The 21,444-nt window shown below is 58.4% G+C and carries 16 protein-coding genes and 1 tRNA gene; 7 read left to right on the plus strand and 10 right to left on the minus strand.

From position 1 onward, the window contains the following. Nucleotides 1-14: 14 nt before the first annotated feature. The 5 genes from K334_RS13610 to K334_RS14790 all read right to left on the minus strand — a co-directional run bounded on the left by K334_RS13610 (nt 15) and on the right by K334_RS14790 (nt 5,751). Nucleotides 15-1,526, minus strand: coding sequence for a serine hydrolase domain-containing protein (locus tag K334_RS13610; RefSeq protein ID WP_081658046.1), 1,512 nt, complete (start codon nt 1,524-1,526; stop codon nt 15-17). Between the two features lie 62 nt (nt 1,527-1,588). Continuing rightward, nucleotides 1,589-4,306 carry a helix-turn-helix and ligand-binding sensor domain-containing protein gene (locus tag K334_RS0106365; protein WP_027444699.1) on the minus strand — a complete coding sequence of 906 codons (2,718 nt, stop codon included), beginning with the start codon at nt 4,304-4,306 and terminating at the stop codon, nt 1,589-1,591. A gap of 6 nt (nt 4,307-4,312) precedes the next feature. Beyond that, nucleotides 4,313-5,104: an ADP-ribosylglycohydrolase family protein gene (locus K334_RS0106370; RefSeq protein ID WP_021589682.1), complete on the minus strand. Its 792-nt coding sequence runs from the start codon at nt 5,102-5,104 to the stop codon at nt 4,313-4,315. A gap of 44 nt (nt 5,105-5,148) precedes the next feature. Next, nucleotides 5,149-5,220 (minus strand) — tRNA-Arg (locus tag K334_RS0106375). Next, a complete protein-coding gene (locus tag K334_RS14790) occupies nt 5,206-5,751 on the minus strand; it encodes a hypothetical protein (protein ID WP_154655567.1) in 546 nt (181 codons plus the stop codon). Before K334_RS14790 ends, K334_RS0106375 begins: the two co-directional genes overlap by 15 nt. Before the next feature lie 81 nt (nt 5,752-5,832). Between K334_RS14790 and K334_RS13620 the strand changes: the two genes are divergently transcribed. The 7 genes from K334_RS13620 to K334_RS14190 are packed head-to-tail and all read left to right on the plus strand — an operon-like array spanning nt 5,833 to nt 15,705. After that, nucleotides 5,833-6,330: an RNA polymerase sigma-70 factor gene (locus K334_RS13620; RefSeq protein WP_025882401.1), complete on the plus strand. Its 498-nt coding sequence runs from the start codon at nt 5,833-5,835 to the stop codon at nt 6,328-6,330. A 47-nt stretch (nt 6,331-6,377) separates the two neighbouring features. Further along, nucleotides 6,378-7,529 carry a FecR family protein gene (locus K334_RS14185; RefSeq protein ID WP_051218676.1) on the plus strand — a complete coding sequence of 384 codons (1,152 nt, stop codon included), beginning with the start codon at nt 6,378-6,380 and terminating at the stop codon, nt 7,527-7,529. A 19-nt stretch (nt 7,530-7,548) separates the two neighbouring features. Beyond that, nucleotides 7,549-10,851: a SusC/RagA family TonB-linked outer membrane protein gene (locus tag K334_RS0106395; protein WP_027444700.1), complete on the plus strand. Its 3,303-nt coding sequence runs from the start codon at nt 7,549-7,551 to the stop codon at nt 10,849-10,851. A 19-nt stretch (nt 10,852-10,870) separates the two neighbouring features. Then, on the plus strand, nt 10,871-12,274 hold the full coding sequence (locus K334_RS0106400) for a RagB/SusD family nutrient uptake outer membrane protein (protein WP_161625376.1): 1,404 nt from the start codon (nt 10,871-10,873) through the stop codon (nt 12,272-12,274). 5 nt (nt 12,275-12,279) lie between these two features. Further along, nucleotides 12,280-12,975, plus strand: a complete 696-nt coding sequence (locus K334_RS0106405) for a DUF4843 domain-containing protein (protein WP_161625377.1) — start codon at nt 12,280-12,282, stop codon at nt 12,973-12,975. Between the two features lie 5 nt (nt 12,976-12,980). Next, nucleotides 12,981-14,495: a PKD-like family lipoprotein gene (locus tag K334_RS0106410; RefSeq protein WP_161625378.1), complete on the plus strand. Its 1,515-nt coding sequence runs from the start codon at nt 12,981-12,983 to the stop codon at nt 14,493-14,495. Nucleotides 14,496-14,499: 4 nt separating this feature from the next. After that, the gene (locus K334_RS14190; RefSeq protein ID WP_081658048.1) at nt 14,500-15,705 is read left to right on the plus strand and encodes a thioredoxin family protein; all 1,206 of its coding nucleotides are present in this window, start codon (nt 14,500-14,502) and stop codon (nt 15,703-15,705) included. A 106-nt stretch (nt 15,706-15,811) separates the two neighbouring features. Here K334_RS14190 and K334_RS0106420 read toward each other — a convergent pair whose 3' ends face one another. The 5 genes from K334_RS0106420 to aroQ form a co-directional block, all read right to left on the minus strand. Continuing rightward, a complete protein-coding gene (locus tag K334_RS0106420; RefSeq protein ID WP_027444702.1) occupies nt 15,812-18,637 on the minus strand; it encodes a M16 family metallopeptidase in 2,826 nt (941 codons plus the stop codon). Nucleotide 18,638: 1 nt separating this feature from the next. Beyond that, on the minus strand, nt 18,639-19,889 hold the full coding sequence (locus K334_RS0106425; protein WP_027444703.1) for an FtsX-like permease family protein: 1,251 nt from the start codon (nt 19,887-19,889) through the stop codon (nt 18,639-18,641). Further along, the gene (gene rbfA / locus K334_RS0106430) at nt 19,889-20,224 is read right to left on the minus strand and encodes a 30S ribosome-binding factor RbfA (RefSeq protein ID WP_025882056.1); all 336 of its coding nucleotides are present in this window, start codon (nt 20,222-20,224) and stop codon (nt 19,889-19,891) included. Before rbfA ends, K334_RS0106425 begins: the two co-directional genes overlap by 1 nt. Nucleotides 20,225-20,306: 82 nt before the next feature. Then, nucleotides 20,307-20,972, minus strand: a complete 666-nt coding sequence (locus K334_RS0106435; RefSeq protein WP_027444704.1) for an O-methyltransferase — start codon at nt 20,970-20,972, stop codon at nt 20,307-20,309. Between the two features lie 29 nt (nt 20,973-21,001). Next, nucleotides 21,002-21,433, minus strand: a complete 432-nt coding sequence (gene aroQ / locus K334_RS0106440) for a type II 3-dehydroquinate dehydratase (protein ID WP_027444705.1) — start codon at nt 21,431-21,433, stop codon at nt 21,002-21,004. Between the last annotated feature and the right edge of the window lie 11 nt (nt 21,434-21,444).

A 21,444-nucleotide genomic window follows, 5' to 3' on the forward strand; every position in this document is an offset into this window, starting at 1 on the left:
GGGCATGACACTTCTCACTTCTCATTCACTTTTATTTCCACCTTGCCGTCAGGCTCGGAGGGGACGAGGAGGTCCACCACTGTCATCCAGTCGGTGTAGTGGAGGCGGATGTGGAGGGTGCCGTCGGGGCGGAAGGCGTAGCCGCCGGACAAGGCGAAGGGGCCGTGAATGCCACGGAAGCGGCCTTGCGCGCCGATGGAATAGACGGGGGTGATGGGCGTGGAGACGGTGTTCCAGCGGCCGTAGATCATGGGAAGGGCGACGCGGCGGCCGTCTTGCACGTAGGAGAGCGTGAGCCGATTGGAGGCGTCTTGGTGTATTTCCAGCTGTTGCCAGCCGCAGTCGTTGGGCGGGAGCGGCCTGTCTTGCCTGAAGGGCGTTTCATGGGGAGGCCTGCTTTGGCCCTGGGGCAACGGCAACCGCATGGTGCGGGCATGTTTTCGATGGCGGCGTTCTTCGGAAGCGGACGGTGACGGCAGTTCGCCGTCGGCCACATAGGGCAGCAGGCGCCGCCACACGAGGTCGCGCTGGCGTGCCCCGTCGACGGCCGAGCACTGCGTCATGACCACCACCATCTGCTTGTCGGGCACCACGAGGATGTATTGTCCGTAGGCGCCGTCGGCGCGTGCCGCCCCCGGATGTTTGCAACGCCACATCTGATAGCCGTAGCCCGCTCCGCCATTGTCCATCTGCTTGCCCATCATGGCCTTCACCCAGGCTTCGGGAATGAGCTGGCGACCCTGCCAACGGCCGCCCTGCAACAAGAGTTGGCCGAACTTGGCCAGCGACTCGGCCTGAATGCGCAGCCCCCAGCCACCCGTGTCGACGCCCTCGGGGCTTTCCTCCCACTCCACCTGCGTGATGTGCAGGGGCTGGAAGAGGCGGGTTGTCAGATAGTCGAGTGTGGACTGGCCCGTGGCCTTTTGCAGGATGGCACTCAACAGATAGGTGCACATGGAGTCGTACTTGAACAGCCGACCGGGTTGGCCGATGGGTTTCGAGAGCCAGCAGCGTGTCCATTGGGTCTCAGTATTGCGGAATCCCCAGTCGGGTTCTATGCCCGACGACATCGTGAGCAGATGGCGCACGGTCATCGCCCGCAGGTTGACGGAGTCGGGGTGGCTCATCGGGAAGAAGTCGGCCACACGGCTGTCGAGCCGCAGGCGGCCCTCGTCGATGGCAATGCCGACGGCCGCCGCCACGAAGGTCTTGGAGCAGGAGTACATCGTGTGCATGCTCTCGGCCTTGAAGGGTGCGGGGTAGCACTCGTAGGCCACCTTGCCGTGGCGCATCACCACGAGACTGTGCATGTTGGCGCGGGGCAACGCCATGAGCGAGTCCATCAGTCGGCTCACCACGCGCGAGGGTATGCCCACGGCTTCGGGACAGGTGCGGGGCAGGTCGCCCACCTGGGCATGGAGGGGCAAGGCGAAGAGTAAAATAACACCTATCCAGGAGCCTCCCCCGCCCCTCCAAAGGAGGGGAGTGCCTGCCGGTTTGAATATTAAAGACTTGATATGCTTCATTTCACACTTGACATTTCACATTTAAAACTTCACACTCCACATTCCTCATTTCACATTCCTCATTACCTAAAATCGATCAGGAAGGCGGCAAGGTCGTCGCCCTCGGCCAGGTTGAACTTCCTGCGGAGCCGATAGCGGGCGCCCTCCACGCCGCGCACCGACATGGCGGTCACCCGGGCGATGTCCTTGGTGCTGAGGTTGAGGCGCAAGTAGGCGCAGAACTTCAGGTCGTTGGGTGTCAGCGTGGGGTAGCGTTCGCGCAGATGGCGGAAGAACTGCTTGTGGATCAGGTCGAAGTTCTCGCGGAACAGCTTCCAGTAGTCGTCGTCGCGCACGTCGCGGCTCGCCACGGCGTCCATGGCCATCGTCGCTATCTCGCGTCCCTTGTCCTGCAGCTGCTGTTCGAGCAGCTGTTTCTGCTGTCCCTCGATGATGCGCTGCTTCTCGAAGAGCTCCAATTCCTGGCGCATGCGCTCTGCTTCGGCCCTCAGCATGTGGCGTCGCAGCAGTTTGCCGGTGCGCCATCGCGTGAAAGCCCACAGGCCGGCGGCAAGCATCAGCAGGTAGACCGCAAGCATGGGATAGCTCAAGAGCGTGGGGCGGGGGTGGGCGAAGGCATACCGGAGGGTGGAGAGACGTCGCCCGTCGCTGTCGCGCACCGAGCATTCCAGTTCGTAGGAGCCGTATTTCAGACTGCTGTAGTGGGCTTCGGGCCGGGCCGCGACGGTCTCCATGTCGATTCCCGCTCCCCGCAGGCGGAAATGGAAGCGCAGCGGCGCGTTGTTGTAGTTGGGGCAACTCAGCACAATCGTCATGTCTCCCTTCACGTCGGGCCGTCTTCCGTCGACGGCGATGTCGTGGATACGGTTGGCCGCGTCCGTGAAGTAAGCCCTTCTGACGGCCAGTTCGGGTGCCGCCGGCCTGCCGTCCCGCCCCACGGAGCGCAAGTCCATGCGTCCCACGCCCCCGTTGAGGCAGAAGTAGGCCACGTCGTCGAACACCCTGACGTTGTTTTGGTTGTCGCCGCATTCCAGTCCGAAGAACTTCGCAGGCACGTACAGCTCCTGCCGGTAGCGTCCGTTGCGGTAGGCCACGAGCATGTAGCCCTTCGATGAGGTGAGCCAGAAGCGGCCGTTGTCTACCGTCGTGGCCGAAATGACATTGCCCGGGGCCAGCCGGTTGAGGGCCTCGAAGGGTCGTGGCGGCTGCTTGTCGGCCGCGAGATACAGCCGGCGGCCGTCCGACAGCACCACTTCGCCCCGTATCTTCATCACATGAATCTGCACGCCGCCCCCCTCGGGGTCGAGTGTGGGATAGTAGCGCATGCGTGCCACCCGCCGCAGGTCGGCCGTCAGTTCGATGCGGTAGCAGCCCTTGTTCATGTTGGTGGCCCAGACGACGCCGTGGCTGTCGATTTCCAACTGCCTCACGGGCCCCATGAAGCCCGCCACGTTGTTGCGGAACACCCATCGGCCGTCCACGTTGCGGTAGATGCGCAGCTCCGAATAGCTAGCTTCTACGAGATAGTCGTTGTCCTCGCCCACGTTGTAGCGGCGCAACGCCGTGCTGCTGGCCTCGCCGCTGCCGGGCAGGGCGTAGCTCCGGGTGGCGTCGATGATGCGCGTGCCGTGGTTGTTGCCCACGACGATCTGGCGGCCGAAGCGCGATATGTGCCAGTTCTGGCCCTGCGTGCCCTCCACGGCCATGAAGCCGGAGCCGTCGTAAAGCAAGGTGTTCTGGTTGGTGGCGACGTACATGCCCGCCGAAGTGTCGAACACGTCGTAAACCATGCCCATCGGTCCCGTCAGAAGCGTGTAGCGGCTGCCCCGGTGGATGAGTGCCAGGCCCGTGTCGAGGGCCGCCCACACGTTGTCGTCGGCGTCGGCGTAGAGTCCCAGCACGGTGTTGTTCTGCAACAGGTTTGACCGGTCGTAGTGCCAGGCCAGCCGCCCCTTGCGGTCGATGCCGTAGATGCCGCCCATGATGGTGCCGATGACGATGGTGGTGCCGTCGCGGGTGAGGGTGGCGCGGTTGACCTGTCGGCGTCGCAGCTCGGCGTCGACGGCGGTGGCGAAGGGCGTCACGCGGCGGCCGTCGAAGAGATAGAGGCCGTGAAACTCGGTGCAGAGCAGCATGCGGCCCGCCGACAGCGACAAGGCGGCCACGACGCCGTCGCCGCCAAGGGCCTCGCGGCTGACGACGGGGGCGTAGTGGCCGCCCGCCAGCAGGCAGAAAGGGCCGTCGACGAGCTGCACGTAGATGCGGCCGTCGAGTTGGAAGAAGTAGAGTGGAAGCTGGTGGGGCGTGAAATGGCCCGTCACCTGCCGGCCGTCGTACTCGAACCACGAGCAGAACGACTGGAAATAGATGTGTCCGTTGCGCCCCTTCACGATGTTCCATATTTCATCGTCGTGGGGCTTGAAGCCCTTGAGCCGGCTCCAAAGCGACGTGAAGCGGTGCCGGCCGTGGTCGTCGCGCTCGAAATAGCCGAACTCCTCGTAGGACCCCACGTAGACGCGGTCGCCGTCGGCCATCAGCGAGCGGGCCACGGCGCGGCCCGGCAGGGGCGTCGTCGTCCAGTTGTAGCCGTCGAAGGAGAGCATGCCCGAGTTGTTGCCGAAGAACATCATGCCGCGCGCGTCCTGCGTGACCGACCAGTTCTGCAGTCCGCCGTCGTAGTCGAGCGAACTGTAGTTGGTGAGCACGGGCACGAAGCCCGCCGCCACGCCGTGCGGCACGACCAGGAACAGTGCCATGAGACAGAGCAGCACCCGCTTCATCGGCCCCTACGCTATGTCGTCCGCCATGCGCCCGTAGAACTGCTCCACGATGTCGAGCATGTCGTCGGGCAGATACTCGAAAGCGCGGCCCACCATGTCGTCGGGAACCTCGTAGTAGGCCTCGGCTATGCTGCCGCAGATGGCCGCCTTGGTGTCGGTGTCGCCGCCGGCCGCCACGGCGGTGCGGATGGCGTCCTCGAAGTTCTGGCTCTCCATGAAGCAGCTGATGGCGTAGGGCACGGTCTCCTGGCAGGTGCCGTCGAAATGGTCTTCGCTGCCGATGCGGTAGATGTCGGCCAGCGGCGGGATGTCGTAGTGGAAGTTGCGCTTCACGGCGCCCCACAGCTCGTCCTTCGTGATGCGGCAGGTGCGCAGCCAGTAGATGAGCGTGGCCACGCACTGGGCGCCGTTGACGCCCTCGGGATGGTCGTGGCTCACGACGGCCGACCGGCGGGCCTCGTCGAGCACCTCGTGGTAGTCGTCGAAGAGCCATCCCACGGGACTCACACGCATGGCCGAGCCGTTGCCGCAGCTGCCGGTGGGCTGCGGGTCGTCGCTCTCCACCCACCTCAGGAACCACTCGCCGTAGCCGCCCATGGGGTTGGGATAGCGGCGGCACCAGTCGTGCAGCGCGTCCTTGTAGGGCCGATGGTTCATGATGGCGTCGGCAACGGCCACCGTGCAGATGGTGTCGTCGGTGTAGCTGCACTCGGATGTGAAGAATGTGAAGTTGCGGTTGGGTTGTTTTGAAAATTCAAAACGCGACCCGACAATGTCGCCTATAATCGCTCCTATCATGTTTCTAAGGTATAATTGAAGGTTGGCGTAAGAAGAAGAAAACGTGGTTCCACCGAGAATCGAACTCGGATCAAAGGTTTAGGAAACCTCCGTTCTATCCATTAAACTATGGAACCATGGGCCAACGGTGCACCGCTTGACCTCCGCAAAGGTAATTCAAAAAGCCTACATTTCAAAATAAATGCCGCATTTTCTTTAAAGGCAAAGAGGAAAAGTAAAAAGGTAAAAGGGTAAAAAGGTAAAAAGCAAAAAAGGAAAGAGCAAAAGCAAAAAAGATAAGGGGCAGTAAGTGTGGGGCGGAAGGGCCGCCGTTGGTCTGCGAAAGGCCTGCTTTCACAACGCCAAAGGGCTGCTTTCACAACGCCAAAGGGCTGCTTTTGAAGGGCAAGAGGGCTGCTTCCGCAGGCCGAAAGGACGGCTTTGGGCGGCTTGGTCGCCTTTTTTTCAGCAATGCCCGGATGATGTCGTACCCATTTCCAGTCAAGGAACATGCGATGACCAGCGGAATGAAGATTGACAATAGGGGCCAGGAGATGATGAAATGCGTGGATGTCGGAACAGACAGCAAACAGGCAGCTTGCGATTTGCTGTGCTTTGATTTTGTATGGACAATCGGCGATGGCGACAATGATTGATGGATTTGGCACGCGTGAGTCAACAATTTAAACGTTTTTGGCCTGTATTGATAAAATAATCGTAAATTTGCCGACGGTGTTTTGACGTGAGAGATGACTTTCGACGAATTGTTCCGTAAATACTATGTCCCCATGGTGCTTTATGCCGACCGCACCCTTCGCGACCGTCATGTGAGCGAAAACGTGGTTCAGGACGTGTTTGTCAGGCTGTGGAAGCAGCATGGCACGATGGACGGCGGGGCGGACTTGAAGAACTATCTCTTCGTGATGGTGCGCAACCGCATGCTCGACGAGCTGCGCCGACGCCGCGTGGAACGGAAATACCGGAGCGACGTCGCGCGAATGGCTGCGGAATCGGAGGAGGACGACCGTTTTGAGATGGAAGTCTACGAACGTCTTTATGCCGCCATCGACCAGCTTCCGAAGAAAACCGCCGAAGTGCTGCGGCTCAAACTCATGGGCATGAGCTATGAGGACATCGCCCGGCGACAGGACATTTCACCGGAAACCGTACACAGCCATCTGCGCCATGGCATTGCAAGGCTGCGCGGGAAAATAAGCAAAGACCTGCTTTCTTTGCTGTTTTTGTAAAAAAGAAGCCTTTTCTTTTAACCATTTGTTGCTTTTTCCACGTATTCATGAAAAAAGAACAACACATGGACATCCAACATCTGATTATAAAATCAATCTATGCCGCGCTGTCTGCCGCCGAGCGTCGGCAGCTTGAAGCCTGGCTTCGCGCCCCCGGCCATCAGGCCGTCTATGACCGTATCATCGCCAATTTGTCGGCTCCCGGCCATTCCGTGGAGGACATCGGCAGGCTGGATGTGTCCCAGGCTCTGCGACAAGTCAAGGCCCTTGCCGCCGAAACCATCGAGCGTCCGTCGCGCCGTCGCGGGCTTCGCCGGTGGCTTGGGCGGGCCGTTGCCGCGGCAGCCGTCGTGGCGGGCGTGGGCGTCGGGCTGTGGTGGTACGAAGACTACACCCGCGTCACGCCGCCGCAGCTGTCGGCCGAGGTGAGGCAGGGCATTCGTTCGGCCATTCGCCACGAGAGTTTGCTGACGCCCGACGAAGTCCGTCAGCCTTCGGCGCCGCTCGACAAGCGGGAACTGGAGACCTTCGGAATCGGCGAGAGCGAAGATGTGGCCCGCGAACTGATGGACGCCAAGCGTGTGAGAACCTATATAAATAAGGAGTATTGGCTGACATTGCCCGACGGCACGATGGTCCATCTGGCCGACGATTCCCGTCTGATCTATCCCGAAACTTTCGGCCGTGGCGACCGAAACGTGTGCCTGGAGGGTGAAGGCTACTTCCTCGTGGCCCACGACAGGAGCCGCCGCTTCATCGTGCATACGCCCCATGGCCGCGTTTGCGACTACGGGACGGAGTTCGACGTGAACACCCGCGACATCTCCGGAACCAGCGTGGTGCTGGTCAGCGGCAGCGTGGGCGTCATTCCCGCAGGCGGAAGGGAGCGGCTCATGCTGCCCGGTCAGAAAGCCGACATCGTGGATGGCGGCGTCGTGGTGCAGCCGGTGGACACAGCCCCCTACACGGCCTGGAACACCGGACGTCTGGCATTCCGCCGTTGGCCGCTGCGCCGCATCATGGCCGTGGTCGGCAAGTGGTATGGCAGGCAGGTTGTCTTCCTCTCCGAACAGTCGGAACAGAAGACCTTCAGCGGCACCTTCGACCGCTACGACGGCATGGAGTCGACGCTGGAGGCCATCCGCGAGGGCACCGGATTGCAGATAGAGACAGAGAAAGACCGGTTGGTCGTTTATTAACCTAATAATATTGTTTTATATGAGAGAAAGCCAAGTGAAAACAGTGCGCAGGCTTCTGCTGTCACTGCTGTGCTTGATGGCCGGCACCGGCATGTTCGCCCGAGGGCCGGTGGACACGAAGGTCACCATCGACTTCAAGTCTGCCGCGGTGCCCGTCGTCTTGCAGGAAATCAAGCAGCAGTCGGGCGTGAACTTCTTCTACAGTGACGAATTGGCCGAAACGTGGCCCAAGGTGACGATATCGGCCCGCCAGCAGCCGGTAGAAGACGTGGTCGGACAACTTGCGGAGCTCATCAAGTGTTCCTACAAGGTGAGCGGCAACATCGTGACTTTCAGCCGGCAGGCGCGGCCGGGACGTGTCGGAAAGGTCAAGGGAGTGGTCTACGACGAGAGCGGAGAGCCTGTCATCGGCGCGCAGATACGGGTCGTGGGAACCAAGATACTGACCGTCACCGATACCGAGGGGGCTTTTTTGCTCGACTACAAGGGCGATACGCCTCGCCGCATAGAGGTCTCCTATGTCGGCATGCAGACCCAGACACTGCCAATGGAGCCGAACATGAGGGTCAATATGGTGGCCGACGTGAAGCAGCTGAGCGACGTGGTGGTGACGGGTTACTACACCCAGAACAAGCAAACCTACACGGGCGTGGCCACCAACTACAGCGGAACGGAGCTGGCTGCCGTGTCCGACCGCAATGTCCTCTCGACCATCGCGTCGCTGGACCCGTCGTTCCGGCTGACCGAAAACATCGCCATGGGCTCCGACCCCAACACCATGCCCAACGTGCAGGTGCGCGGTATGAACTCGCTGCCCAACAGTTCGGTGACCAATCTGAACGCCGAGTACAAGGGAAATGCCAACCTGCCCACCTTCATCCTCGACGGATTCGAGGTCAGCGTGGAGAAGGTGTACGACCTGGACCCCAACAAGATAGCCCGCATCTCCATTCTGAAAGACGCTTCGGCCACGGCCATCTACGGGTCGCGGGCGGCCAACGGCGTCGTCGTCATCGAGACAAAGTCGCCCCAGGCCGGCAAGCTCAGGCTGAATTACTACGGCAGTGTGGATATGGAAGTGGCCGACCTGTCGGACTATCACCTGCTCAACGCGCGTGAGAAGTTGCAATATGAAGAACTGGCGGGGCTCTACAAGGGCAGCGACGCCGTATATGTGCAGGAGGAGTACCTGAAGAGCTACAACGAGAGACTGAAGCTGGTGGCGCAAGGCTACGACACCGACTGGCTGGCCAAGCCGCTCAAGTCGGTGGGAATCAGTCAGAAACACACCATGCAACTGGAGGGCGGCAACGACAGTTTCCGCTACGGACTAAGTCTGAACTATCTGATGAACGCGGGCGTGATGAAGGGTTCCGACCGCAGTCGGCTGGGCACGAGCCTGAACCTGTTGTACAACTATCGCAACCTGCGCTTCCGCAACGAGCTGTCATACGGCAAGGTCACGTCCAACAATTCACCCTATGGCCCGTTCAGTGCCTACACCTATCTGAATCCTTATTATTATCCTTACGACGGGAGCGGCAACCTGAAGCAGGTGCTCTTCGACAACTACACCCCCGCAAGGGGCAGTTCGCAGGTGGCCAACCCCATGTACAACTCCCGGCTCAATACGACCGACCGTACCGTCTATGACGACTTCGTTGACAATTTCAGCGTGGAGTGGAACATCATCCAAGGCTTGCGGCTGAAAGGCAACTTCTCCCTGGAGCGCATCAACCGCACCCATGACAACTTCAAACCGGCCGACCACACCGACTTCATCGGCAAGACGGAAGACAAGGGAAGCTACGCGAAGGGCTATACGTTGCAGACTTCCTACGACGCCAATGTCGTCCTGTCCTATTTCAAGCAGGCCGGAAACTATGCACTCAACCTCAACGGCGGCTGGAACATACAGGAGTCGAAGTCCGACTACAGCGCCTATACCGTCTACGGCTTTGCCAACCAGTCGCTCAACCACCCTTCGCTCGGCGTCAGATTCAAGGAGGGCGACCACGTGAGGGGCTATGCCACCACGAGCCGGCTGATGGGTTTCTTCGGCAACGCCAACCTCAGCTATGCCGATCGCTATTTCATCGACGCCTCGCTGCGTAGCGACGGTTCGTCCGTTTTCGGCAGCAACAACCGCTGGGGCACCTTCTGGAGTTCGGGAATCGGCTGGAACGCGCATCATGAAAGATGGCTGAAAGACAGTCGTTGGGTCAGTCAGCTGCGCCTCCGCCTGAGCACCGGATTCACAGGAAGCCAGAATTTCTATCCTTATCAGGCCATGATGATGTACAATTACAGCAGCTCTCTGGCCTATCAAGACTATGTGGGCGCGGTCATCAAGGCATTCGGCAACCGCGACCTGAAGTGGCAGCGCACGCAGAAAAACAACCTGGGCGTCGACTTCTCGTTCTTCGACGGCAGGCTGGGCGGTTACTTCAACTACTTCATCGAAAACTCCAAGGACTTGCTGGTGGACGTCAACATGCCCTCATACATCGGCTTCGACGTCTACAAGGACAACCTTGGCGAGACGCAGAACAAGGGCTTCGACTTCAACATAAAGGCCGTCGTGTATCGGGACAAACATACTTCGGTCAACCTGTTTGCCAACGGACAGCACTACACCAACAAACTGAAGAAGATTTCCTCGGGGCTCAGTTCCTACAACGACCTGGCCGACAAGGAGGCCGGTTCGCGCCCCTACGTGCGCTATCAGGAAGGAGCTTCGGTCAATTCGATATGGGTCGTGAAGTCGGCCGGTATCGATCCGGCTACCGGCAACGAGGTCTTTGTCAGGCGCGACGGCAGCTATACCGACACCTGGAGCGAGAAAGACTATGTGCCCTACAAGTCGACCGACCCGACGATGAGCGGCACTTTCGGCCTGAATGCCTACTATAAGGGATGGGAACTGAACGCCAACTTCTTCTATCGCTTCGGCGGCTATGCCTACAACCAGACCCTGGTGGATAAGGTGGAGAACGTGAATCCCTATCTGAACGTAGACCGCCGGGCGCTCTACGACCGCTGGAGCACGCCGGGCAAGGCGGCCCTCTACAAGCGGATAGACGACCTCTCGACGACCAAGCCCACTTCGAGGTTCGTGGAGAAAGACAACCTGCTCTCGGCCAATTCGCTGAGCCTGGCCTATACTTTCGGTCGCGAGGCCATCCGTTCCTTCGGCGCCGAGTATCTGAAAATCATCCTGACGGCCAACGATGTGCTCCGCACGTCGACCATCCAGCGCGAGATGGGGACGGCTTATCCCTATGCCCACCACTACTCGCTGGCCGTTCAACTAACCTTCTAAACCTATTTCAGACATGAAAATGAAATTATTTATCATAGGAACGGGACTGGTTGCGATGTGCAGCCTCACCGCTTGCGACAACTGGTTTGACGTTTCGGCCAAGTCGGAGCTCAAGGCCGAAGACCTGTTGGACAACGAACAGGGATTCCGTGACGCGCTCATGGGGTGCTATGGCTCGATGAAGGGCGAAAATCTGTATGGCGCCCAGCTCACCATGACCTATATGGACGTGCTGGGACAATACTATTCGACGGCCGGCGCGTCGCTCAACACGTTTGAGTATGCCAACAATTACGACTACGCCAACCGGAAAGAGGAGGACCGCAAGGACGCCATCTGGAAGAATCTCTATAACGTGGTGGCCAACACGAACAGTCTGTTGGAACAGATTGACGGTAAGAAGCAGGTCTTTCCCCTCCACGAATATGAACTCATCAAGGGCGAGGCACTGGGGCTGCGCGCGTTTCTGCATTTCGACCTGTTGCGCCTTTTCGCCTTTTCGCCATCCATGGACGGCGGGTTGCAGCGTGCTGCCATCCCCTATGTGGACAAGTTCACCAATACAACCTTTGCGCAGCTGACGGTGGAAGGCGTGCTCGGACGCGTCGTCGGAGACCTGGAAGCGGCCCGGGCGTTGCTGAAGGACGTAGACCCCTATGGCCCCAATCATGCCCAATACAATCTGAAAGCCCTCGCCGGTGTGTGGAAAGGCCGCGAATACCGCATGAACTATTATGCCGCGACGGCCCTTCTGGCCCGTGTCCGTCTCTATCGCAACCGGGGAAATGACCGCGAAGAGGCTTTTCGGCTGGCCGGGGAAGTGATTGACAGCGGTCTGTTTCCGCTCATTACGAGCACCGATGTGGGCAGCTCTGACAAGAACGGCTTCATACAGGAGAACATCTTTGCGCTCGAAAGCAAGGAATTGTATGACAACGTGGTGAAGCGCCATTTCCGTGCGGCCAATACCAGCAACAGCTATCTGGCCACTACACAGAAGCAAATGGAGAAAGTGTTTCCCGCAACGCTCGACATGGACTATCGCCGCCTGTGGTGGTTGGAGGCGTCGGGCTCCTATCACATCCTGTCGAAGTATGATTCATCGAAGCGCATTCCCCTGTTGAAGATGTCGGAGATGTATCTCATCGCTGCCGAAACGGCTCCCGACATCGTCGAAGGCGCCAAATTCTTCAACGCGTTGCAGTATCATCGCGGTTTGCCCGACAAGGAACTTACTGCCGACAACCTGCAAGATGAAATCCTGGCGGAGTATGCCAAGGAGTTCATTGGCGAGGGACAGCTGTTCTACGCTTACAAACGGTTGAAAAACACCGTAACACCGATTAACTGGACGGCCGTGAGCACTCCCGAAAAGGTGTATGTGCTGCCGTTGCCTGCCACGAATACCTACTTCAAGAAATGATTTCCATGAAACATAACCCTATCTACAAGATGGTCACGGCTCTGTGCTTGGCACTGCTGACGGGCTGCACGGAGAACGAGCGGATGACCTATGAGAACAAGCCCTGTGTCTATTTCAACAGCGTAACCGAAGCCGACAGCATTCCTTATTCCTTTGCCGCCGTCATCACGGACACCGCCACCGTGAGCGTTCCGCTGAAGATTATCGGCGAGGCGACCGACAAGGACAGGATCGTGGCTTTTCAAGCGGCCCCTGCCTCGACGGCCAAGGCCGGCGTGCATTACACGCTGCCCGAAGCTGAAGTGAAGTTGCCGGCAGGTCAAGTGACGACCGAGATTCCCGTCAAGGTCTACAACAAGGAGCTGGAGACGGGCGATGTGTCGCTCATTCTGAAACTGGTGCCCAATGCAGACTTCGACCTGGGCTACAGCGACAGGCTGACGGCCCGTGTCGTCATCACCAACCAGCTCGTCAAACCCAGCTACTGGAGGATTCTTTCCATCTATTATGGCGCCTATTCGAAGGCCAAACACCGACTCTGCATCCAGATACAGGGCTTCGACTTCGAGCCGAAGCTGCGCGGTTCCATGATTCAGACGTATATGTCGTATGGACGGTTGGTGTACAACTACTTGCTCAAGACCCCGATTTGGGATGAGGAAACCAAACAATGGATTACGGCCGATTGGTCTCCACTTTAATGAAAATGAAAGGAACAGACAAGATGAAACAGTTGTTTTTATTGCTGATAACAATCCTGGGGCTGACGTCGTGCGTGCATGACGACACCAACGACAACCCTACGCCGCTGAATGAAGTGACCATCGGAGGCATTCAAGACGAATATGACGACGTGCATATCGACAAGTTGCTGAGCATTCACCCTACGCTGGCAACCTCGCAGAACAGCGACGGGCAGTTCGGTTATTTCTGGATAGCCTACGACAACAATACGATGTACCGTGCCGACACGCTCTCGCGTGAGAGAAACCTGGATGTCAAGGTGGCTCTCGCGCCGGGACAGCACACACTGAAGTTCAAGGTGGTGGACAACCTGACGGGCGTTTATTATGAAAAGGAGTTCAAGGTGAATGTCGTCAATGAGTTCACCAAGGGTCTGATGATTCTTTGTGATGACGGCGGCAAGGCCCGACTCGACTTCCTGCCCGACGGACAGAAGGAGGTCATAACGAATGTCTATGGCAAGGTGAACGGTGGCGAGAGCCTCGGCACGAAGCCCAAGCGCGTCTATTTCAACAAGTTCGACAGGGAGTCGCTCGACGAAGTGATGGTGCTCTGCCAGGATGAACGGGGCGGCTGTTTCCTCGACGCCACCTCCATGAAGCAGAGTCGGACTTATGACGGATTCTTCATGAGCCCTCCCGAGAAGGTCATGCCCGAGGCTTATTACAAGTCCAGCATGCGCCATTACCTGGTGAACGACGGGAAACTACACGACCGTGCCGTCAACATGCACGCGCCGACGGTGAAGCCCAACATGCTCGTGGCGGGCAAGACGTACAGCATTGCCGACAACGCGAACTTCAACGACGACGAGCAACAGCCGGCGCGGGCCGTGGTCTATGATAATGAAAACATGTGTTTCTACACCATCAACTCCATTACGACGGCATTTCTGACCACCGCTACCAAGACGAGGGACTTGGTCTATATTCCCGGTGGCTTCTTCAATCCCGACAACGTGGGCATGAAATGTCTCTATGCCAACATCTCCGTGCGGAGCGAAACCGGTGCCAACCAGTTCATGGGAGTCTTTGAAGAGCCGGGCGGAAGGCGGCATTTGCTGAAGTGTGGCATTGGCTTTTGGGTGGAAGGGGCCGACCCCGACACCTATTTCTCCGACCTTGGCGACGACGTGTTGACCACCGAAAAGGTTGCGGAAGCAACCACTTTCGCATGTTCGGCACGCTTCCCGGGCTATATGTTCTATGCCAGTGGCAGCGTTGTCTATCTCTATAACGCGGAAAGCAAGACCGGCATGCGGGTCTATGACTTGGGCGGAGACGTGGACATCGACCACATTGAATTCGACTACAAGAGCAACACGCTCCTCGTGGCCTATCGCGACAAGGGCCGGGCGACGCTTCCTGCCGGCTTTGCCATGTTGGAAGTGGGTACCGACGGTGGGTTGCATCTGCAACTCACAGGGCGTCGTGACGGTTTGGCCGACCGCATAGTGGACTTTGAACGCAAGTATTAGAGCCATGACAAGACATCGTATCTACGCCCTTGTGTTTCTTCTCGGGATTGCGTCAGCTTTGCAGGCCCAGGGTGTGACGTTCAGGAATGTGAGTTGGCCCGAACTGAAACGGCAGGCGAAGGCAGAGAAGAAAGCCATCTTCGTGGATGTATATACCTCTTGGTGCGGCCCTTGCAAGAGGATGGACCGTGAGGTGTTCGGCAAGGCAGACGTGGGACGCTATATGGACAGCATGTTTGTTTCGGCGCATGTCGACGCGGAGCGGCAGAAAGACTTCGGCCTGTTTGCGGAGTACACGCCGAATGCCTACCCAACGTTCTACTGGCTGGACGCCGAGGGGAATCTGCTGGATGTGGAAAGCGGTTTCCTGCCGGCCGAAAAATTCCTGGAGCAATCGGAGAAAGCGCTGCGGAATACGGTCGGCGTGCGCTATCGAGCCTTGCAACGGCGATGGAACGCCGGCGAGCGGTCGCCCCGTTTCGTCACGGAGTTTGTGCTGAATGCCATGCCGAAGATTCACGTCGACTCTGTCCGAATCTATATGAATCGTTATCTGGAGGGACTGCGACCTGATGAATTGCGTTCGAAGGAGGTGGGCAAGATGGTGATTCTGTTTCCTCGAAGCGTGACCGACGATGCCGTGTGGCGTGCTTTTGTGGGCTGTCATGACGAATATACGCGCCTCTTCGGCTATGAATATTGGAAGAAACTCTACATGAATCTTGTTCGGGTGCCCATGGCCGAGCGTGGAAACGCGCAGCGGCAGGCCGAGGTTCTGGCATGTATTGACGGTTTTGACTTCACCGACAAGCAGCTCTTCGCCGACCTCAGGGCCATGGAAAACGACATCTTCGCCCACCGCTACGGCTCTGCCTTGAAGCAATCTCTTGCCATCGGCAGGGCGAACGAGCTGCGCCTACCTTATATTTATATGGAAATGTTCTACACTTATGTCATCGGCGACTTCTTCACAGCCGCCTATAAGCCCTCAAAAGCGGAACTGGACGATATTGCCGTGCTGGGAGAAAAGGCCTTTCGGCTCTATCCTTGTCAATGTTCGTTGATGTATCTGGCGGCGGCACAAGCCCGTTGCGACGACTATAAGCGGGCTTATGAGTCGTTGGCGAACCTGCCGTTCTATCAGGAACCCGTATTGTCGTCGGCCGTCTATAAGCTGTTGAACCTGAATAGAATCAAGCCGGGCCGGTAGTCGCCCCTTCCTTCTTTTGTGTAGACGGAAAACAAAAAAAGCATTGCTTCGTCCATGTGGAGGAAGCAATGCTTTTGCATGTCATGCCGAGGTTGTCGGCAGCGGGTTACTTGTCGAGACCTTCGGGAAGGATGACGACGGCGACCTTGTTGGCCACGGAGAGGAGTTGCTTCACCATGGCCGAAACCTTGGCGGGCGTCTGTGCCTCCACCAGCCGCTTGTAGTCGGTGTGGTTGTCGTGGCCGGTGTGCTCGTAGGCGTAGATGACGCCGTTCCAGTAGCCGTTGGTCTTGGCACGGTCGTCGGCCTGCTTGAGCATGAGCGTCTTCACCTTGTCGAGCATTTCGGCGTCGCAGCTTTCGGCCAAATCTTTCACGGCCGAGTTCATGATGCTCAGCGCGAGGTCTTTCTTCTCGGGCTTCATCGGGCAGAAGCCCACCAGCTGGGTCGTGTTCACGCCGTCGGTGCTGAGGCTCAGGGCACCCTGCGCGCCACAGGAGTAGGCGGCGCCGGCCTCTTCGCGAATCTTGTTGAGGTAGACCATCGACAGTACTTGTCCGGCCATGTCCATCTGAATGCTCTTCTCCAGCGTGTAGGGAATCTTGCGGCTCAGCCAGAAGATGTAGGCGTTGGCCTTCGGTGTCTCCATCTTGCGATAGAAAGTGTTGTCAACATTTTTGTCGGTGAGGTTCAATCGGCGCGTTCCCTTTTCGCCCTTGCCCTTTGCGGGCAGCGCGCCCAGGTAGCGGCAGATGAGCGGACGGATGGTAGCCTCGTCGAAGTTGCCGATGATTTCAAACTCCCAGCCGGCGGCGTTGGCCGTGCGCTCTTTCGCCATTTGCAGGATGCGGTCGTAATTGACGCTCTTCAGGTCGGCCAGCAATATCGGACGAGCGTAGGGGCTGTGGTCGTAGAGCGCGTTGCTGACGGAGTCGCCGAACGCCGTCTCCCAAGATAGGTCGCGGTTTTTCAGGGCCACTTCCATCTGTTGCATGAGCGTGTTGTAGGAACTCTCATCCTTGCGGATGTCGGTGAAGTAGAGGTAGATGAGCTGCAGCATGGTCTCTACATCTTTCGGGGTGGAGCTGCCGTTGACCGACATCATGCGTTCGCCCATGGAGAGCGAGGCCGAAGCGATCTTGCCGGCCAGGGCCTTGGGCAGTTCGGTGGAGGAGAAGGCGCCCAGTCCGCTGCCTTCGACCACGTCGTCGAAGACCTTGGTGTTCACGTAGTCGGTCAGTCCGTAGACACTGTTGCCCTTGCCGCCCTGACCCGAGAGGGTCACTTGGTCTTTCTTGAAGTCGGTCTTCTTCAGGATGACGCTCACGCCGTTGCTCAGTGTCAGCTTGGTGTAGCCGAACTTGTCGTTCTTCGTTTCCTTCCTGACCGTGCCGGCCTTGGGTAGTTTCTTGATGAGCGGTTCGCTCTTCACGTTGTCCTTGTAGGCGGTGATGTCGGCCTTGCGGGCGGCGTCGACGGCCCCGATGAGCTGTTCCTTGGTGGGATAGACATTACCTTCCTTCTCGGTGTTGAAGTTGACGATGACCATATTGCTGTCATTGTCGTGCACGAATTCGGGTAGTACCTGGTTGACGGCCTCCAGCGGAATCATCTTCAGCAACTGCTTCATCATCTGATATTGATAATCAATCGATGGAATGGGGTCGTTGTTGAGGAAATGGCTCTTGTAAGAGTTAAAGAAAGAGGTGTTGGTGCGCTTGTCCTTATTGCTGTAGAACTTTTCGAACGAGCTTTCAAAGTTGGCCTTGTAGCGGGCATATTCTGTGATCGTGAAACCGAACTTGGCAGCGCGTAGCACTTCGATGTACGCGGCCTTGAGGGCATTGGCGCACTGGCTGATGTCCTTGGGTGAGGCACTGAGTGTGAAGGCACCCTTGGTTTTGGCGAAGATGTAGTCGCCGTCGCCGACCGACGCGCTCAGGTAGGGGCACCCGGGCTTCTGCGCAGCCTCTACGTAGCGGTTGTTGAGCATGCTGATGGCAGCCCCGCGAACGAAGTTGTAAACCAGATAGTTGATGTTATTCTTGAGCGAGTCGGGGAATACGTCGTGCTTGATCATCAGGTCGATGTCCGACCGCTGGTATTCCTTGTCCTTGTCGATGATGACAATGGGCTGCGCGTTGTCGGGCACCAGCTCGTCGACGATGGGCGCCTCGTTGGCAGGATTCTTGATGTCGCCGAAGAGCTTCTTGATCATCGCTTCGGTATGGTCGACATCCACGTCGCCCACGATGATGATACCCTGGTGGTCGGGATGATACCACTTCTCATAATAGTCGCGAAGCTCCTTCGGCTTGAAGTTGTCGACGACGCTCATCAGTCCGATGGGGAAGCGCAGTCCATACTTGCTGCCGGGATAGAGGGCAGGCAGGTTGCGCTCGAACATGCGGCTGGAGGGGCTGGTGCGGTCGCGCCACTCCGAGTGGATGACGCCACGCTCCTTGTCGATTTCCGCGGGGTCGAGGGTCAGCCCCGTCGACCAGTCGCGCAGGATGAGCAGACAGGAATCGAGCGTGGACTGCGTCTGCGTGGGGACGTTGTCGATGTTGTAGACCGTCTGGTCAATGCCGGTGTAGGCGTTGAGATCGGCACCGAACTGGATACCTTTGGCCCGGCACCACTCGATGAGTCCGTTACCCTTGAAGTTGTCGGAGCCGTTGAAGGCCATGTGCTCCAGGAAGTGGGCCAGTCCGCGCTGGCTTTCCTCCTCCTGGATGGAGCCGACCTTCTGCGCGATATAGAAGTTGGCGCGGTGTTCGGGCCAGTTGTTGTGGCGGATGTAGTAGGTGAGCCCATTGCTGAGCTTGCCGATTCTCACGTCCGGGTCTACCGGAATCGTTGCTTCCTGCTGCGCCTGTGCCATGCCGGCGCAGAAGAGCAGCGCAACCACGAATAAGTTTCTGAGTTTCATTTCAAATGTTGCTTAAGGGTTTATAATGGGGAATGGAAGATGTGAAGTGTCTCACGGGATACCATACGGCAATCCAGCCTACGGCCATCACCGTGAGGAAGATGAAGAGGACGTCGTCGTAGTGGACGCTGACGGGATAGGCGTTGACGACGAAGCTGCCGCTGCGTTCGCCCATCTTCACAAGGCCGTAACTCTGCTGGAGCCAGCAGAGCAGCAGTCCCAGGCCAATGCCCAACAGCGCGCCCAAGGCCGATATCATGCGGCCCTCGAAGAGGAAGATGCGCTTGACCTGTCGGTCGTCGGCCCCCAGACTGCGCAGGGTCTCCACGTCCTTCTTCTTGTCGATGATGAGCATGGAGAGCGAGCCGATGATGTTGAAGCAGGCCACGATGAGGATGAAGGTCAGGAAAATGTAGGCCATGACCTTCTCTATCTGCATGATCTTGAAGGTGTCGGCCTGCTGTTCGAAGCGGTCGAGCACCTTGTACTTCGTCCCCGCTATCTTCCGCATCTCGCTTTTGACGGCGTCGAGGTCGCTGCCGTCTTTCAGTCGCAGTTCGAGTGACGACAGCATGCCGTCCTGTCCGAAGAGCAGGCGGGCGAAGGTGACGGAAGTGACGATGTAGTTGCGGTCGTATTTGCTTTGGTTGACGGCAAACACCACGCCCGGCGACAGCAGCGAGTCGACGACAAAGCCCTCCTCGGGGCTCATGACGTCGAACTGGCCTTCGCGTTGTGGCGCGTAGATGCGCAGATAGTCGCCGAAGTCGGCCGACGTGCCCAGCGTATTGGCCAGCCGAATGCCCAGGATACCGTATTGCAGGTTGGCGGCGTGCAGCGAATATTCGCCGTCGCCGTAGAGAATCTCCTTGATGTGGGTGAGTTGGTCGAAGTTGTCGTCGACGCCTTTCACCACCACCATGGCCTGCTTGTCGCGATACATGGCCAGCGCCTGGTCTTCCACGCACTCGGTGGCGACGTCGACCTGCGGCAGATGGCGTATCTTCGTCAGGATGGGATCGTCGGCGGGAGCCGTCTTCCCCTCCACGGGCACCACCTTGAGCTGCGGGTCGAAGTTGGTGAAGAACGAAGCCACAAGGTCGTGGAAGCCGTTGAAGACACTCAGCACGATGACCAGGGCCATCGTGGCCACGGCCACGCCCGTCACCGAGATGATGGAGATGACGTTGATGGCATTGGTCTTCTTCTTGGAGAAAAGATAGCGGCGGGCTATGTAGAAAGGGAAGAGCATTATTTCCTCAACAATTCGTCAATATGCTCGATATAGTCGAGGCTGTCGTCGATGAAAAAGCGCAGTTCGGGGACGATGCGCAGCTGGTTGCGCACGCGCTGTCCCAGGTCGTAGCGGATGGTCTGCGTGTTGGCGTTGACATTCTTCAATATCTCCGCGCCCCGTTCGCTCGGGAAAACGCTCAGATAGGCCGTGCAGATACTCAGGTCGGGGCTTATCTTGACGCGGGTGACGCTCACCATGACGCCGTGCATCATGCGGGTCTGGCTCTGGAAAATGATGGCCAGCTCTTTCTGGAGCAGCCTCGATATGCGATTTTGTCTTGTCTCTTGCATAACTTTCTTGGTGTAGTGAATATATTGATGTGCAAAGATAATCAATTATCTTGAAACGCCTGTGGCATGGGCCGGCCGCGCTTCATTTTTTGCGGATGACGGTCAGCCCGTCGCGCAGCGGCAGAATCACCTTCTCCACGCGGTTGTCGGCCGCCACGTGGTCGTTGAAGGCGCGTATGCCCAGCGTCTGCCGGTCGTGGTCGTAGGCTGAGTCGGCGACGTGGCCGTCCCAAAGCGTGTTGTCGGCCAGGATGCAACCGCCGTGGCGCAGCAGCGACATCACCATCTCGTAGGTCTCCACGTAGGTGCGCTTGTCACCGTCGACGAAAGCCATGTCGAATGTGACGCCCAGCAGGGGTGCCAGTTCGTTGGCGTCGCCGATGCGGAAGTCGATGAACGGGGCCAGCGGCGAGCCGTCGAGCCACGGGCGGGTGAAGTCTTCCATCTCGTCGTTGATCTCGAAGGTGTAGAGCTTGCGCTCCACGTCGGGCTCCTCCTGCGCCAGGGTCTGCAAGCCTTCGGCCATGCACAACGCCGAGTAGCCCGAGAAGGTGCCCACTTCGAGAATGTGGCGGGGCCGCACCAGCTGCACCATCATCTTGAGCAGCCGCCCTTGCAGGTGGCCGCTGGCCATGCGGCCGTGGATGGTGTGGATGTTGGTGGCCCGGTAGAGGCGGTGGAGGTAGTCGCCTTCGGGGTCGATGCGCGAAGCGATATAATCCTCCATTTCACACTTCACATTTTCCATTTCACACTTCACATTTTCCATTTCACACTTCACACTCCACACTTCGCATTCAAAATCCCCTCCACGGCCAGCTCGTATCCCTTCAGACCGAAGCCGCAGATGACGCCGAGGCACACGGGCGAGAGATAGGAGTGGTGGCGGAAGGCTTCGCGCTGGTGGACGTTGCTGATGTGCACCTCCACCACGGGGCAGGGCAGCGACCGGACGCAGTCGTGCAGGGCGACGCTCGTGTGGGTGTAGGCCCCGGCGTTGAGCACCACGCCGTCGCAAGTGAAGCCCACCTCCTGGAGTTTGTCGATCAACCGGCCTTCGCTGTTGCTCTGGTAGCAGTCGATTTCCACGTCGGGGAACCTCTGCCGCAACTGGGGCAGATAGCTCTCGAAGCTGCTGTTGCCGTAGATTCCCGGCTCACGGACGCCCAGCAGGTTGAGGTTGGGCCCGTTAATGATTTGGATTTTCATCTTTTTTTCTA

Origin of the sequence: Segatella baroniae DSM 16972 = JCM 13447, assembly GCF_000426585.1 — a bacterium.
Lineage (GTDB): Bacteria > Bacteroidota > Bacteroidia > Bacteroidales > Bacteroidaceae > Prevotella > Prevotella baroniae.

Coding starts and splice junctions, on each gene's coding strand:
- K334_RS13610 (WP_081658046.1), bottom strand. CDS start 1,526: ATGAAGCATATCAAGTCTTTAATATTCAAACCGGCAGGCACTCCCCTC.
- K334_RS0106365 (WP_027444699.1), bottom strand. CDS start 4,306: ATGAAGCGGGTGCTGCTCTGTCTCATGGCACTGTTCCTGGTCGTGCCG.
- K334_RS0106370 (WP_021589682.1), bottom strand. CDS start 5,104: ATGATAGGAGCGATTATAGGCGACATTGTCGGGTCGCGTTTTGAATTT.
- K334_RS13620 (WP_025882401.1), top strand. CDS start 5,833: ATGACTTTCGACGAATTGTTCCGTAAATACTATGTCCCCATGGTGCTT.
- K334_RS14185 (WP_051218676.1), top strand. CDS start 6,378: ATGAAAAAAGAACAACACATGGACATCCAACATCTGATTATAAAATCA.
- K334_RS0106395 (WP_027444700.1), top strand. CDS start 7,549: ATGAGAGAAAGCCAAGTGAAAACAGTGCGCAGGCTTCTGCTGTCACTG.
- K334_RS0106400 (WP_161625376.1), top strand. CDS start 10,871: ATGAAATTATTTATCATAGGAACGGGACTGGTTGCGATGTGCAGCCTC.
- K334_RS0106405 (WP_161625377.1), top strand. CDS start 12,280: ATGAAACATAACCCTATCTACAAGATGGTCACGGCTCTGTGCTTGGCA.
- K334_RS0106410 (WP_161625378.1), top strand. CDS start 12,981: ATGAAAGGAACAGACAAGATGAAACAGTTGTTTTTATTGCTGATAACA.
- K334_RS14190 (WP_081658048.1), top strand. CDS start 14,500: ATGACAAGACATCGTATCTACGCCCTTGTGTTTCTTCTCGGGATTGCG.
- K334_RS0106420 (WP_027444702.1), bottom strand. CDS start 18,637: ATGAAACTCAGAAACTTATTCGTGGTTGCGCTGCTCTTCTGCGCCGGC.
- K334_RS0106425 (WP_027444703.1), bottom strand. CDS start 19,889: ATGCTCTTCCCTTTCTACATAGCCCGCCGCTATCTTTTCTCCAAGAAG.
- rbfA (WP_025882056.1), bottom strand. CDS start 20,224: ATGCAAGAGACAAGACAAAATCGCATATCGAGGCTGCTCCAGAAAGAG.
- K334_RS0106435 (WP_027444704.1), bottom strand. CDS start 20,972: ATGGAAAATGTGAAGTGTGAAATGGAGGATTATATCGCTTCGCGCATC.
- aroQ (WP_027444705.1), bottom strand. CDS start 21,433: ATGAAAATCCAAATCATTAACGGGCCCAACCTCAACCTGCTGGGCGTC.